The organism is Amycolatopsis sp. NPDC004378, assembly GCF_053602455.1.
In genome coordinates, this window is record NZ_JBSGDR010000013.1 from 162057 (window position 1) to 176672 (window position 14616).

Genomic DNA, 14616 nt, shown 5'->3' on the forward strand with positions numbered 1-14616 from the left:
GGAGGATCTGATGCACCGAACCGGACTGCTGTGCGCGGTCGCGGCGCTGCTGCTGGCCGGGGCCGTCCCGGCGCAGGCGGCACCCGAGCCGCCGGCGCAGTGGAAGTCGCGAACGCACACCGCGCTCGCCGCCACGCCCACCTTCGGCAACGACGTCTTCCGCGTGTCCCTCCAGCAGGCGCGCGGGCTCGGCGTCGGCTCGTTCACCGTGCAGACCGGGCCCGCCCACCCGGCGGGCGCCGGCCGGGACGTGCTGTTCGGCGGCGGCGTGCCCGGCACGTCGTTCACGACCGTGCGGGACCTGACCTCGCACGTCGACTACGTCCAGGGCCAGTACCTGACGACGGCGTCGGAGGTCGCGCTCGACTCGCTCGGCCCGACGACCGCGGCGGTCGGCACGACCGGGTTCCACACGAACTGGTGGACCTACGTCGACAGCGGCTCGGTGGAGATCGACCAGTACGTCGTCGTGCACGGCACCACGGTGGCCGACTCGAGTGTCGAGGTGACGACGACGGTCACCGGGTCGAGCACCGACACGTTCCAGGTCCAGTACCTGTGGGACACCGCGGCCGGCACCGACGACGCGCCGGTGCTGCAGACCGGCGCGTACAACCCGTTCGCCACCTCGGCGACGCACGAGGTCACTCTGTCCGGTGTGGACAGTGCAGCACTGGCCGGGCCGAGCCTGTCCTACGGCCTGACCGGCACCGGCCCGGCCCGGATCACGCCGCCGCCGACGCCGCCGCAGTCGATCCAGTTCGTGTGCTGGCCGCGCGCGGTGGGCGCGGCACCGGGCCGGTACCAGACCGACCCGGCGATCGACGTCACGACGACCGGGGCGGGCTGCCCGGCGCCGTCCGGGCCGGACTCGGCCGTGCAGTACCTGTTCGCCCCGGCGCCGAGCGGGCTCCGCACGTCGGCGTCGCTGTTCTCGACCGCGCCGGACCCGACGTCGCTGAGCGTCGTGCCGGCCCGGCTGGGCTCGCCGGCGGTGAGCGCGACCTTGACGGACACGCGGTACGGCCCTGGCGTGCCGGGCCGCACGGTGACGTTCGCGGCGGGCGGCCGCACCCTGTGTTCCGGGGTCACGAACGCGAACGGCGTCGCGTCGTGCGGCGGGCTGACGGAAGGCCTGGCGGCGCTGCTCGGCTACTCGGCCTCGTACGCCGGCGACGGGATCTGGGCGGGTTCGGCCGGCGGCCGCTGACGGCGGTCCGGCTGACCCTGGCCGACGGGCGGCGGCCAGGGTCTCGGGGAGCATCGGCGCCGAGCCTTCATGCTCGGCTGAGCGAGGCTCTCGGCCGTTGTGATCACCAGGTGACCGGCAGGCAGTGCACCCCGTAGACCAGCATGTCGTCCTTGAAGGCCAGCTCCTCCACCGGCACCGCGAGCCGCAGCTCCGGGATGCGGCGGTACAGCGTTCCGTAGACCACCTGCAGTTCCACGCGCGCCAGCGTCTGGCCGAGGCACTGGTGCACGCCGTAGCCGAACGCGACGTGGTGCCGGGCCTCGCGCGTCACGTCCAGGCGGTCCGGCTCGGCGAACACCGCGTCGTCGCGGTTGGCGGCGTCGCCCGCCGCGATGACGCCCTCGCCCGCGCGGATCAGCTGGCCGCCGACCTCCAGGTCCTCGACCGCGACGCGGCGGCGTCCGGAATGCGTGATGTTCAGGTACCGCAACAACTCTTCGACCGCGCGCCGCAGCAGGCCGGCATCGCCGGTGCGGACCAGCTCGAGCTGGTCCGGGTGCTCCAGCAGCGCCACCGTGCCCAGCGAAATCATGTTCGCCGTCGTCTCGTGGCCCGCCACCAGCAGCAGCTGGCCCATCGACGCGACGTCTTCGGCGGACATCTTGCCGGTCGCGTACTGCGACACCGCCAGCTTGCTCAGCACGTCGTCGCCCGGGTCGGCGGCCTTCCGCTCGACCAGGCCGCCGAGGTAGGCGAGCAGCTCTTCGGTGGCCTTGACGGCTTCCTCCGGCGTCGCGGTCCGCGACACCATCACCTTCGTGATGTCCTGGAACAGCTCCCGGTCCTCGTAGGGGACGCCGAGCAGCTCGCAGATCACCAGCGACGGCACCGGCAGCGCGAACGCCGTCACCAGGTCGACCGGCTTCGGGCCGGCCAGGAGCCCGTCGACCAGGTCGTCGACGATGCGCTGGATCGCCGGGCGCAGCGCCTCCATCTTCTTCACCAGGAAGTCGCCGGTGAGCAGGCGCCGCTGCGCCGCGTGCTCGGCGCCGTCCATGGTGATGAACGACTTCGCGCGCTTGCGCCGGGCCGCCGAAGCGGCGCTCTGGTGCGGGTAGCCGGGCCGGTCGGAGTCGGCGCTGATCCGCGAGTCGCGCAGCACCGCGCGGACGTCGTCGTAGCGCGTCACCAGCCACGGCGTGCTGCCGTTCCAGAGCCGCACGCGGGAGACGGGCGGCAGCTCGCCGAGCTCGGCGGGCGGGTCGAAGGGACACCGCCGGGTCATCGGAAACGCGGGCACGCCGTCCACCGGATACCTCCCGAAGCTGCCGGAAATTTACATAGCTATGCTAAGCAAATTTTCGGAGCTTCGCCACAGTCCGATCAGGCGAAGACCAACGAGACCAACTCGTCGACGAACGGCTCCACCAGCTCGGCGCCAGTCCGGTTCAAGGCGCTGTGGAACAACGCGACCCGGCCGTGCGCGCCGACGAACACCACGGCGGCCGCGCGGCCCGGGGTCACGCGCAGCTCATGGCCGGCCTCGACGCAGCGCTCGAAGCCCGCCGTCAGGCGCTCGATCACGTCGAGCAGCGGCCCCTCCGGGTGGGCGTCCGGCGACGACCGCGTCGCGCCGTTCGCCAGCATCAGTCGGTAATGCCCCGGATTCCGCATCGCGAAGGCGCAGTAAGCGTGAATTTGCGCGCGAACACGTCCGACAACATCGGATTCACCCAGTGACTCCTCGGCCGCGCGCATCGATTCCGCCAGCCGCGCATATTCGTGGTCGAGCAGCCCGCGCACCAATTCCGCACGATCGGAAAAATGCTGGTAGATGCTGGCCGGGGCGATGCCGACCGCGCGCGCCACACCGCGGATCGTCAGTCCGTCCTCGCCGCCGAGCTCGGCCAGCAACCGGCCCGCCGCCGCGAGGATTTCGCCACGCAGCCGTTCGCCTTCGCCCCAGCGGTTCCTCGTTCGGCCGATTCCGGCTTCGACGTTCTCCGGCACCCGCCCATTCATACGCCCGGGGCGGAACCACCTGTGTTCCGGGGTCCCCGAAAGGACCCCGGAACGGTCGCGTCAGCGGTTGTTCACGAACTGCCGCGCGAGAATTCTCGAAGGAACCCGTTCAGCCGGCCGACACCGTCCGAAGTGGACTCAGGAGACGAGCGCCGGGTACAGCCCCGCGAGGTCGCCCGACAGCCCGGCGCGGACGTTCCGGCTCAGGTCGTCGACGAGCACCTCGAACCGGCCCTGCTCGACGCCGTCGAGGGCGAGTCCCGCCGCGAGCGCCGGGTCGACCTTCGACCCCTCGACGTGCTTGGCCATCTCCGTGTCCATGTAGCCGACGTGCAGCGCGGTCACCTGCGTCTTCTGCGGCGCCAGCTCCAGGCGCAGCGCGTTGGTCAGCGACCAGGCCGCCGCCTTCGCCGCCGAGTACGCCGCGAGGTGCGGCGCGGTGATCCAGGACAGCACCGAAAGGACGTTGAGGACCGCGCCGCCGCCGTTGCGCTCGAGGATCGGCGCGAACTCGCGCGTCACGGCGAGGGTGCCGAAGTAGTGCGTGTCCATCTCCAGCCGGATGTCCTCGAGGGTGCCGCCGAGCAGCGACGACCCCGTGGACGACCCGGCGTTGTTGACCAGCAGCGTGACGTCGCCCGCGATCTTCGCGGCCTCGCGGATCGACTCCGGGTCGGTCACGTCGAGGCGGATCGGCACCACGCCCGGCAGGTCGACCGACTCGGGATTGCGCGCGGCGGCGTAGACCTTCGCCGCGCCACGCTCGAGCAGCGCGGCGGCGAACTGCCGGCCGAGCCCCCGGTTCGCTCCGGTGACCAGCGCCACCGCACCCGTGATCTCCATGACGAGCTCCTCTCGCACCTGACTTGCTCATTGCAAGCTAGCTGAGGCCGACTGTACGGCGTAGACTTGCTCCGAGCAAGCCAGGTAGGAGGGATCACACCATGAGCCGCCGCATCACCTGGGAGGACGCCTCCTGCCCGATCGCGCGGGCCGCCGACGTGCTCGCCGAGCCGTGGACGTTGCTGATCCTGCGCAACGCCACCGCGGGCACCACCCGGTTCGAGGACTTCCGCGCACAGCTCGGCATCGCCGACAACGTGCTGACGACCCGGCTGGCCAAGCTCGTCGACCGCGGGCTGCTGACGAAGCTCCCCTACCGCGACGGCGGCCGGACCCGGCACGAGTACCGCCTCACACAGGCCGGCTCGGACGCGTTGCCGGTACTGCACGCGCTCGGCGCATGGGGTGACGCGCACACGTCGTCGGCGAGCGCGTACGGACCCATGAAGCTGGTCCACACGCCGTGCGGCGAGCTGACCCGCCCGGGCGAGAAGTGCGACGCGTGCGGAAAACCGCTGGTCAGGGACAATCTGGCGTGGCGTGGCTCGTGGCTCACCGAGGGCGAGATCCCGCTGGCGGAGCCGGTCGGTTAAGCCGAACGGGGCATCCTCGTATGCACGGCTGCGCATGTCAATGGTTTCGAATGGTTGGTAAATCACCGTTCGCCGTGCAGTACGAAAGTCGGGTCACAAGCGCGGGGCGATTCCGTAAGTTCGACACCCAGCGCGCGCAAACCCGGCAAATTCCCCACGGCAAGGAGTCGTCCCGATGTCCAGGAAGTACTTGCTGCCCGGCGCCGCCGTCGCGTTGGCGATGATCGCCACGCCGCTGACGGCCGCCCCGGCCCTCGCGGCCCCGGCCGCGGCCACGACCGTCTACTACGACACCTCGGACGCCCCCACCTTCCGCGACGTGATCAACGCCGGCGCGGCCAACTGGAACGCGGCGGTGTCGAACGTCAAGCTCGAAGAGCGTTCCTCGGGCGCGACACTGCACTACACGGAAGGCAACGACCCGCAGGGTTCGTACGCCCAGACCGACGGTCACGGCAGCGGCACGATCTTCATCGACTACACGCAGGCCCAGCAGTACAACCAGACGCGCATCGCGGCCCACGAAACCGGGCACGCGCTGGGCCTGCCGGACCACTACGAAGGCCCGTGCTCCGAGCTGATGTCGGGCGGCGGCCCCGGCCCGTCCTGCACCAACGCGAACCCGAACGCGGACGAGTCCGCCAAGGTCGAGTCCCTCTGGTCGGGCGCGTTCCGCTCCGCGGCGGCCACGCCGAAGCGCATCTACGAGGTGACGATGCCGGTCAAGTGACCAGCATCCGACGTCGTCGGGGGAGGCCGCACCGGGAAGTCCCCGGTGCGGCCTTCGCATTCGAGGCATCACACGTGATTGGCGGGGCATCACACGTGATCAGACGGGCATCACGCGTGATTGAGCGGGCATCAGCGTGATGCCCCTTCAATCACACGTGATGCCTCCTCAATCACGGGTGATGCCTCTCTGCGCACGTCAGAGGCGGGAGAGCAGGCGGTCTCGGGCCACTTCGAGGTGGTCGGTCATCGCCTTTCGGGCCGCCTGCGCGTTGCCGGCCACCAGGGCGTCGACGATCAGGCGGTGCTCCGAGATCGTCTGCTCACCGAACGGCTGGTTGTAGTTCAGCCGGAAGAAGTGCAGGTGGCAGTGGGTGCGCGCGAACGCCTGCTCGACCGCCGCGTTGCCCGCCATGCGCAGGATCAGCTCGTGCAGCCGGGCGTCGTGGGCGGTCAGCGCCTTGTAGTCGCTGTACGCGTCCTCCGCCGGGGCTGCCGGGCACGTCGCCAGCTCGGCCTCCAGCTCCGCCACGTGAGCGTCCGACATCGCGGCCGCCGCCAGGGCCGCCGACGGTGGCTCCAGCAGCAGCCGGAGCGCGTACATGTCGTCGACTTCCTTGCGGTTCAGCAGTTCCGTGACGCGGTAGCCGCGCAGCGGAAGCCGGCTGACGAGCTCCTCGGACTCCAGCCGCGCCAGCGCTTCACGCACCGGGGTGCCCGACACGCCCAGCTCGCGCGCGATCTCGTCGATGTTCACGCGCGCGCCGGGCTCGATGCCGTCGTTCATGATCAGCGCCCGGATCTGCTCGTAGACGCCGTCGGCCAGCACCTGCCTGCTCGGCAGGGCCTCGAGGCGCCGACCCTCCACCATGACTCCCCTTCACACGTCGTGAGCACAGGCTACTGCTTGGCCAGCACGTCCCGGCTCTTCGACGCCATCTCCGCGAACACGTCGTCGTCGCGCTGGTGCGCGAAGAACGCCTCGAACAGCGGACGTTCCGCGTCCTGCAGGGCGGCGCCGTTGCCGTAGACGACCGCCGGGACCAGCGAGCCGTCCTTCATCATCGTCGTGAACACCGACAGGTCGACGCCCTGGCCCTTCATCGCCGCCGCCGACGCGTCCATCGACGCCGGGATCGACGGGAAGAACGTGCCGCTCGCGCCCGCCGCCGACTGGCACTCCGGCGAGCCCATGTACGAGACCCACTTCCAGGTCAGGTCCGGGTTCTTCGTGCCGGCCCAGATGTTGTCGCCGTTGGAGTTCGACAGCGCCGAGCGCTTGCCGGACGGCCCGAGCACCGTCGGCGCGATGCCGACCTTCACCCCGGGCAGCTTGGCGAACGTGCCCGCCGACCACGAGCCCGCGGTCTCCATCGCCACCTTGCCCGAGCCGAGCAGGTCGACGTCGCTGATGGTCGCCTGGCCGCCGGTGGTGAACGTGCCGATCTTCGGCGCGAAGCCGCGGTCGGTCAGCGACCGCACCCAGCGCATCGTCCTGGCGAACACCGGATCGGCGTAGCTGAACGTCGTCGGCCACGACGGCTTGTCCGCCAGCCGCCAGCCGGTGGTCATGGCGAACGAGCTCCACGTCGCCTCGCCGATGAAGTCGCGCGACGCGAGCTGCCCGGTGCCGTAGGTGGCGACGTGGTCCTTGTCGAACCCGGGCTGGTCGCCCCGGACGCCGTTCTTGTCGACGCTCAGGTGTGCCGCGACCTTTTCGAACGTCCCGCCGTCGTCGGGGTTCCAGGTCAGCTTCGCGATGTCCGCAGGCGTGTATCCGGCTTTCGTGATGACGTCGGTGTTGTAGTACAGCCCGGTCGCGGACCAGTCCAGCGGCAGCCCGTACTGCTTGCCGTCGGTGAACTTCCACGCGTCGACGCCGACGGAGAACCGCTTCAGGTCGAACTTGTCCCGGCCGATCAGGTCGTCCAGGGGCAGCAGCTGGTGCTGCGAGGCGTAGGCCTGGAAGTACTGGACGCTGTTCTGGAACGCGTCCGGCGCGGTCCCGCCGACGAACCCGGCGGTCAGCTTGGTGAAGTAGTCGTCCACGTTGTACTGGGTGATCTTCACCGTGGTGCCGGGGTTGGCCTTCTCGAACCCCGACGCGCAGGTCTGGTACGCCGCCGCCTGTTTGTCGTCCCAGGTCCACCAGTTGACGGTGGTCCCGCTGCCGCTCGCCGAGCCGCCTCCGCAGGCGGCCACGAGCGCTCCGAGGGTCGCCGCCAGTCCGGCGGCGGTGAGCGTGCGCAACTTCATGTCAACTCCAGAATGGGCCGGAATCCTTCGAGTACCGCCTGGACGTCGTCGGGGCCGCCGGCTTCGTGGCCGTTGTACTCCCAGACGGCGAGCTGTTTCTGTCCTTTGTAGACGTGGTAGGCGCCGAACACCGTGGACGGCGGCACGATCCCGTCCATCAGCCCGGTGCTGAACCACGCCGGGGCTGTCGCGCGCGAGGCGAACCCGACACCGTCGAAATAGGACAGCACGCCGAACACCCGCGCCACGGCGTCCCGGTGGTCGGCCAGGTACCGCGACAGCTCGACGTACGGCCGTTCCCCGCCGACCAGGCTGGCGCGCCGGAAGTCGCAGAGGAACGGGGCTTGCGCGTGCAGGGCCGCGACGTCCGGGACGAGGCCCGCCGCGGCGAGGGCGATGCCGCCACCCTGGCTGTTGCCGAGCACCGCGACCCGCGCCGGGTCGACGTGGTCCAGGGCCCGGACCGCGTCGACCGCACGGGCCGCGTCGGTGAAGATCCGCCGGTAGACGTAGGTTTCGCGGCTCTCGATGCCGCGGGTCAGGTGGCCGGGGTACGCCGGTCCGCTGCCCACCGGGTCGGGCGTCACGCCACCCTGGCCACGCACGTCGACCTGCAGGTGCGCGTATCCCGCGGAGGCCCAGTGCAGCTCCTGCAGCGCGCTGCCCCGGCTGCCGCCGTAGCCGTGGAACTGGACGATCGCCGGCAGCGGCCCGTCGACCCCGCGCGGCTGCCGCAGCCAGGCCCGCTGCGGATGACCGCCGAACCCCGCGAACGTCACGTCGAAGACGTCGAGCGTGCGCAACGGCGTTTCGACCGGGGTCAGGGTCAGCGCGAGGTCGTGGTCGCGGGCTTCGTCGAGCGTCGACGTCCAGAACGCGTCGAAGTCCGGCGGCGCCACGTAGTCGCTGCGGTACGCCCACAGCGCGTCGAGGCCGAGGTCGGTGAACATCACAGTCCTTTCAGGACGGTCGATTCGCCGGTCCGCAGCCGCAGCTCGGTCTCGCGGCCGCGGTAGCGGACCCGGACCGGCTCGGCCGGGTCGCCGGACAGCCGCCGCAGGACGGCGTACCGCAGCTCGCCGTCGCGCCACTCGACGTCGGCCGCGAGCCCGCCGCGGCAGCGCAAGCCACGCGCCTCGCCGGAAGGCCAGTCCGCGGGCAGCGCGGGGAGCAGCTGGACCACGCCGTTCTGGCTCTGCAGCACCAGTTCCGCGAGCGCGGCCGGGAAGCCGTAGTTGCCGTCGATCTGGAACGGCGGGTGCGTGCTGAACAGGTTCGGCAGCAGCCCGCCCCACTCGGAGCCGTCGAACGGCGCGTCGCGGTGCCGGTCGCCGGTGAACGGCTGTGATCCTTCGCCGAGCAGCTTCCGCGCGGTCTCGCCGTCGCCGAGCCGGGCGCGCAGCGCGATCTTCCAGGCCCACGACCAGCCCATCGCCCCCGGCCCCCGGCGGTCCAGCACCCGTCGCGCCGCCTCCGCCAGTTCCGGGGTGCCGAGCTGCCCGAGCGGGTACAGCGCCACCAAGTGCGACATGTGCCGATGCGTGGGGTCGGCTTCGGGGAGGTCCGACGCCCACTCCCCCAGCCGCCCGTCGGGCAGCACCGGCAGCGGACGCAACCGCGGCAGGGCAGCCTCGATCTCGCCGCAGACCGGGTCGTGGACGCCGAGCGTCTCGGCGGCGGCGAGGCTCCGCTCGAACACCGCGCGGATCAGGACGAGGTCCATGGTCGCCGAGTGCGTGAGCGATTCCTTCGTCCCGGCTTCGGAAAGGAACAGGTTCTCCGGCGACGTCGACGGGCACGTCCCGAGAAAGCCGTCCTGTTCGACGAGCCAGTCCAGGCAGAACTCCGCGCAGCCCCGCAACAACGGCCACGCCGTCTTTTCGAGGAAGGCGTGGTCGCGCGTGAAGTCGTAGTGCTCCCAGGCGTGCTGCACGAGCCACGCGCCACCCAGCTGCCAGATCGCCCACGACGGGTTGCCGTGCCCCATCCCGACCGGCAGCGCCCAGCCCCACGGGTCGGTGTTGTGGTGGGTCACCCAGCCGCGGGCGCCGTACAGCTCGCGCGCGACGTCCGCGCCGGTGACCGCGAGCTTCCCGAGCAGGTCGAACAGCGGGAGGTGGCACTCGCCGAGCCCGGTCGTCTCGGCGGCCCAGTAGTTCATCTGGGTGTTGATGTTGACCGTGTAGTTGGACGACCAGGCCGGACGCAGGTCGTCGTTCCAGATGCCCTGCAGGTTCGCCGGCGGCGCGCCCGGCCGCGACGCGCTGGCCAGGAGGTACCGCCCGTACTGGAAGAGCACGGTCGCGGTGAGCTGTTCGTCCTTTCCGGACAGCAGCTCGGCGACGTCGTGGGTGCCGCCCCGGCGTTCGCCGATCCTGAGCGACGACGCGCCGAGCAGGGGACGCAGGTCAGCTTCGTGCGCTCGTCGCAACTCCGCGACTCCGGTCTCGACGGCCTGCTCGGCGAGGACCGCCGCACGGCGCCGGTGCTCGTCGCGGGTGTGCTGCCGGTCGCCGATCCAGGCGTCGTACGCGCTGGTGGAGCTGGCCAGGACGATCAAGACTCCGGTGTCCGTCCTGGCGACCCGGACGGACACCGCGCCGAACGGGTCGTACCCCTCGGCCGTCCCGTACCGCAGTGGCTCGGCGACCTGCGGCTCGTGCCGCGGCGCGCCGTCGATCGGGATCTCGACGCCGAGATCGAGGCCGTCGCGCGACACCTCCCGCAACGGTGTCGACAGGTCGACCTCGACGTCGATCGCGCCGGACAGCGCGACGCACAGCACCTGGGCGGGCCGGCTCACCCACGTCGTCCGCTCGACGTCGTGGCCGCCGATCGTGAGCCGCTCCGTGGTGACGCCGTTGTCGAGGTTGAGGGTCCGGCCGTGCGAGGTGCCTTCCGGGAGGGTCAGCCAGAGGTCCACGTACGGCAGGAACTCCTGGCTGTACGGGCCTTCGAACTCCATCAGGAGGTCTTGGGCGCGCCGGAAGTCCTTCGCGAACACGGCCTCGCGCACCTCGGCGAGCCGGTCCGGGCCGGCGTCGACGTCGGCCAGCGCGGCCGCCGGGCCGTCCGGGGTGCCGGACCAGACCGTGGCGTCGTTGACCTGGATCCGCGTGCGGCCGGCGCCGCCGAAGACCATCGCGCCGAGCCGGCCGTTGCCGACCGGCACCGCTTCGGTCCAGTCGGCCGCCGGGTGCGGCCAGGAGAGCAGGAGATCCGTCATTTCAACCCCGTGAAGCCGATGGAATTGACGAGCCGGCGGCCGAACACCACGAACAGCAGCAGCATCGGCAACGCGGCGACGAGCGTGGCGGCCATCAGGCCGGCCCAGTCCAGCGCCGCCTGCGGCGAGGACTGCTTGAACACCGCGAGCGCCAGCGTGAGCGGGCGGACGGTGTCGTCGTTGGTGACCAGCAGCGGCCACAGGTAGTCGTTCCAGGTGGTGATGAACGTCAGCAGCGCCAGGGTCGCGAGCGGCGCGGCGCTCATCGGCAGCACGATCCGGAAGCAGACGCGCAGCGGACCGGCGCCGTCGATGATCGCGGCCTCTTCGATCTCGGTGCTGAGGCCGAGCATGAACTGGCGCAGGAAGAAGATGTTGAACGCGGAGAAGAACGCCGTCGGCAGGATCATCCCGCCGAAGCTGTTGAGCAGGCCGAGGTCCTTGATCAGCACGAAGTTCGGCAGCAAGGTCAGTACCTGCGGCACCATCAGGGCGGTCAGCAGCACCGCGAAGACGGCGTTGCGGCCCTTCCACCGCAGCCGCGAGAACGCGAACGCCGCCAGCGCGGAGAAGAACACCGTGCAGATCGTCAGCAGCACCGCGTAGACCACCGAGTTCCGCAGCGACCGGAGCAGGTCGATCGAGGCCGCGGAGCCACCCTGCGCCGCGGCCTCGGCCGGGTCGGCCAGGCCGAGCGCCCGCTCGAACGCGCCGAGCGTGAACCCGGCCGGCAGCGGCGAAGCCGGGTCCGTGGCCAGGGCGTAGTTGTTCGACAGCGCGGTCCGCACGATCCAGTAGAACGGGAAGATCGTGACGACGAGGACGAGCACGAGGTACGTCCACGCGACGACCCGGCCCGGCGAGCTCCGGCGCACGGTCCCTCCTAGGTGGTGTCGGACTCGCCGGCGCGAGCCATCTTCAGCTGGGCGAACGTCACGGCCGCCAGCAGCACGAACAGGGCCAGCGACATGGTCGCGGCGTAGCCGAAGTCGAACTGGCCGAACGCCTTGTCGTAGATGTACATCTGCAGCACCTTCGACGCGTCCGCCGGCCCGCCCTTGGTCGTCACCTGCACGATGTCGAAGATCTGGAACGAGCTGATCACCGTCAGCACCACGACCATCACCAGGATCGGCCGCAGCAGCGGCACGGTGAGCCGCCGGAACATCTGCAGCTCGCTCGCGCCGTCGATCCGGCCCGCTTCGTACACAGTGGACGGGATGGTCTGCAGCCCGGCGAAGATCAGCACCGCGTTGTAGCCCATGGACTTCCAGATGTTGAGCCCGGCCAGCGTCGGCACCGCCCAGGCCCCCGAGCCGAAGAACAGCACCGGCTCGCCGGTGACCTTCGTGATCAGGATGTTGACGATGCCGAGCTGCGGGTCGAGCATCCACGACCAGACCAGCGCCGTGACCACGCCGGAGATGAGGAACGGCAGGATCATCAGCCCGCGGACGGTGGCCGACACCGCGAGCCGGTGCAGGATCACCGCCGTGACCAGTGAAACCAGCACGCCCAGGACCACCGACAGCGCGACGAAGTAGACCGTGACGAGCAGGGAGTGCCAGAACTCGCCGTCGCCGGCCAGCTCCTGGAAGTTGCCCAGGCCGATCCAGCGCGGCTCGGTGAGGACGTGGAACTCGGTGAAGCTGAGGTAGAGCCCGCGCAGGGTCGGGTAGGCGAAGAACACCGCGAACCCGCCGAGCGCGGGGCTGACGAGCAGCCACGCGATCGGCGCGTCCCGGCCCCTAGACGGTGATCTTGTCGACGTCATAGACGTAACCGGCCTGGTTGCCGATCTGGACGGTGTTGGCCCCGGCCTGCAGGTACACCGGGACGGTCACGGTCTGCGGCGTGTTCCAGTCGTTGTCGTTGCTGCCGGCGACCGGCAGCGGGAACGACGTCCCGTTGACCGTGACGATGCCCGTCCGGCTGGAGTCTCCGTCTACATAGGACAGCTGCAGCAGGTAGGTGCCCGCTTTGGCGGTGGTGACCGCCGGCAGGATGACGTACCCGCTGCCGCCGAGGTAGCCGACCTTCTTGCCGCCCGAGCAGGGGCAGTCGTAGACGGTCGCGCCGCCTTGCGGACTGCCGTTCTCGGCTTCATACGCCCGGGGTCCGTCGGCCGCCGGTGTCGTCACGCTGATCTTCCTGCTGGGCGCGGACGGCTTGCCGTACCGCTGGTTGGCGACGACCGTGAAGTCGTAGCCCGTCGACGGCTGGAGGCCGGTGACCGTGGCTTTTGCTTCACCGGTGCTGGTCAGCTTCTTGCCGTTGGCGTAGACGTCGTAGTCCTGCGCGCCCTTCGACGCGTCCCAGGCGAGCGAGACGCTGGTGCCGGTGGCCGCGGTGCCGTGCACGACGGCCGGGGCGGCGAGAGCGTTGCGGTCTCGCGGCGTCACCTTGAACAGGCGCGAGCCGTGCACCGGCAGGTCGGCGGTGGTGGTGCCGACCTCCTGGTGCGCCCACAGGTCCCGGATCTGCACCGGGCCATTGATGCCGAGCTGCGCGAGGTCCGCGCCGACGTGGGCAGGCGCCGCGGCGAGGTTGAACAGCGCGACCGTGTAGCTGCCGTCGGCGTTGCGGTTGTACCAGACCTGCTGGTCGGTCGTCTGGCTCACCGGCTTGGCCGGGATGCCGGCCTGGTTGACCGCGATGACCTCGTCGTTGGTGAGCAGCTTGACGCCGTAGTCGTCGAGCTGGGTCAGGTCGTCGCCCAGGTAGAGCGGCGCGGCTTCGATCGCCCACAGCGTCATGTAGCTCTGGCGTTCGGCCGGGGTGATGCCGTCCATCTTGCCGTTGCCGACGTCGAGCGAGTCGAGGTTGTTCCAGTGCCCGGGGCCGGCGTCGGGGATCCACTGCACGACGTCGTTCCAGCGCTGCTTGACCGAGTTGTTCCAGGTCACGAGGGTGTCGCAGTAGCACTCGACGTCCGTGTCGACGCGCCAGCCGTTGGTGTTGGCCTTCCAGACGTCGGCCTGGCGGTGGCTCAGCGCCCAGGAGATGACGAACTCCATCGGACGGCCCGTCTTGGCGATGGCCTTGTGCCACGCCTCGACGTCGGCGGTGTTGGTGTAGTTCTCGCCGCCCTTGAAGGAACCGGGGCCGACGCCGTCGAGCTTGAGGAAGTCGACGCCCCAGCCGGCCAGCAGCTGCGCCACCGAGTCCACGTAGGACTGGGCACACGGGTTGGTGAAGTCGATCTTGTAGGCGGAGTCCCAGCCGTTGGTCTTGCGCAGGTCGGGGTAGACGAGGTCCTTGGTGTGGCAGTTCGTGGTGCCCGCGATCGGCGAGTTGCCGTCGCCGTAGGCCTTGAGGTCGAGCCCGACCGCGAGGTAGGAGCCGAGCTTGAGGCCCTTCTTGTGGACGTAGTCGGCGACGTACTTCATGCCGTCCGGGAAGGTCGTGGGGTTGACCACCGGGCGGGCGTTCGCGTCGAAGCCGTTCGACCAGCCGGCGTCGATGTTGACGTAGGTGTAGCCGTGCTGCTTGAACTTCGCGGCGAGGACGTCGGCCTGCCGGAGGACGTGGGCCTCGGTGAGCCAGCTGGCCGGGCCGGTCGGGTTGACGCCCGGGTAGTTCGTCGACTCCAGGCTCCAGCTGCTCCAGCCCAGGTAGGGCTTCTGGGCTGCCGGCTGGGGTTCGGCGACGGCCGCTTGGGGTGCCACTGCCAGGCCCGCGACCACCCCCAGCCCGGCGAGGACACCCAGGGCCCGTCTGCCGCGTGCTGCCATGACCACTCCTTCGAGGTCGGT

Annotated in this window: 13 protein-coding genes; 3 read left to right on the forward strand and 10 right to left on the reverse strand. The window is 70.4% G+C overall.

Features of this window, described 5'->3' with window-relative positions; translation table 11 throughout:
• The first annotated feature begins 10 nt into the window (after positions 1-10).
• A complete protein-coding gene (locus tag ACWEN0_RS31980) occupies positions 11-1210 on the forward strand; it encodes a hypothetical protein (protein ID WP_451981975.1) in 1200 nt (399 codons plus the stop codon).
• Positions 1211-1313: 103 nt separating this feature from the next.
• On the opposite strand, the gene ACWEN0_RS31985 is transcribed toward ACWEN0_RS31980, so the two are convergent.
• From ACWEN0_RS31985 to ACWEN0_RS31995, 3 genes are all read right to left on the reverse strand, one after another.
• Positions 1314-2477 carry a cytochrome P450 gene (locus ACWEN0_RS31985; protein WP_451982253.1) on the reverse strand — a complete coding sequence of 388 codons (1164 nt, stop codon included), beginning with the start codon at positions 2475-2477 and terminating at the stop codon, positions 1314-1316.
• A 98-nt stretch (positions 2478-2575) separates the two neighbouring features.
• Positions 2576-3139 carry a TetR/AcrR family transcriptional regulator gene (locus ACWEN0_RS31990; protein ID WP_451982256.1) on the reverse strand — a complete coding sequence of 188 codons (564 nt, stop codon included), beginning with the start codon at positions 3137-3139 and terminating at the stop codon, positions 2576-2578.
• 213 nt (positions 3140-3352) lie between these two features.
• Complete coding sequence (locus tag ACWEN0_RS31995; protein ID WP_451981978.1) at positions 3353-4057, reverse strand: SDR family oxidoreductase; 705 nt, start codon at positions 4055-4057, stop codon at positions 3353-3355.
• A gap of 101 nt (positions 4058-4158) precedes the next feature.
• Between ACWEN0_RS31995 and ACWEN0_RS32000 the strand changes: the two genes are divergently transcribed.
• Together ACWEN0_RS32000 and ACWEN0_RS32005 are read left to right on the forward strand one after the other, a co-directional pair.
• Positions 4159-4650 carry a winged helix-turn-helix transcriptional regulator gene (locus tag ACWEN0_RS32000; protein WP_451981981.1) on the forward strand — a complete coding sequence of 164 codons (492 nt, stop codon included), beginning with the start codon at positions 4159-4161 and terminating at the stop codon, positions 4648-4650.
• A 175-nt stretch (positions 4651-4825) separates the two neighbouring features.
• Positions 4826-5380 carry a snapalysin family zinc-dependent metalloprotease gene (locus ACWEN0_RS32005; RefSeq protein ID WP_451981984.1) on the forward strand — a complete coding sequence of 185 codons (555 nt, stop codon included), beginning with the start codon at positions 4826-4828 and terminating at the stop codon, positions 5378-5380.
• Positions 5381-5578: 198 nt separating this feature from the next.
• On the opposite strand, the gene ACWEN0_RS32010 is transcribed toward ACWEN0_RS32005, so the two are convergent.
• From ACWEN0_RS32010 to ACWEN0_RS32040, 7 genes are read right to left on the reverse strand one after another with little or no spacing between them, the layout of a single operon-like run.
• Positions 5579-6250, reverse strand: coding sequence for a GntR family transcriptional regulator (locus tag ACWEN0_RS32010; RefSeq protein WP_451981987.1), 672 nt, complete (start codon positions 6248-6250; stop codon positions 5579-5581).
• Between the two features lie 29 nt (positions 6251-6279).
• A complete protein-coding gene (locus tag ACWEN0_RS32015) occupies positions 6280-7635 on the reverse strand; it encodes an ABC transporter substrate-binding protein (protein WP_451981990.1) in 1356 nt (451 codons plus the stop codon).
• Positions 7632-8585, reverse strand: coding sequence for an acetylxylan esterase (locus ACWEN0_RS32020; RefSeq protein ID WP_451981993.1), 954 nt, complete (start codon positions 8583-8585; stop codon positions 7632-7634). The genes ACWEN0_RS32015 and ACWEN0_RS32020 overlap by 4 nt, the downstream gene beginning before the upstream one ends.
• Positions 8585-10861 carry a glycosyl hydrolase family 95 catalytic domain-containing protein gene (locus tag ACWEN0_RS32025; RefSeq protein WP_451981996.1) on the reverse strand — a complete coding sequence of 759 codons (2277 nt, stop codon included), beginning with the start codon at positions 10859-10861 and terminating at the stop codon, positions 8585-8587. The genes ACWEN0_RS32020 and ACWEN0_RS32025 overlap by 1 nt, the downstream gene beginning before the upstream one ends.
• Positions 10858-11736: a carbohydrate ABC transporter permease gene (locus ACWEN0_RS32030; protein WP_451981999.1), complete on the reverse strand. Its 879-nt coding sequence runs from the start codon at positions 11734-11736 to the stop codon at positions 10858-10860. The genes ACWEN0_RS32025 and ACWEN0_RS32030 overlap by 4 nt, the downstream gene beginning before the upstream one ends.
• Before the next feature lie 8 nt (positions 11737-11744).
• Complete coding sequence (locus tag ACWEN0_RS32035; RefSeq protein ID WP_451982002.1) at positions 11745-12635, reverse strand: carbohydrate ABC transporter permease; 891 nt, start codon at positions 12633-12635, stop codon at positions 11745-11747.
• Positions 12610-14595 (reverse strand): fibronectin type III domain-containing protein, encoded by a 1986-nt coding sequence (locus tag ACWEN0_RS32040; protein WP_451982005.1) that lies wholly within the window; start codon positions 14593-14595, stop codon positions 12610-12612. Before ACWEN0_RS32040 ends, ACWEN0_RS32035 begins: the two co-directional genes overlap by 26 nt.
• Between the last annotated feature and the right edge of the window lie 21 nt (positions 14596-14616).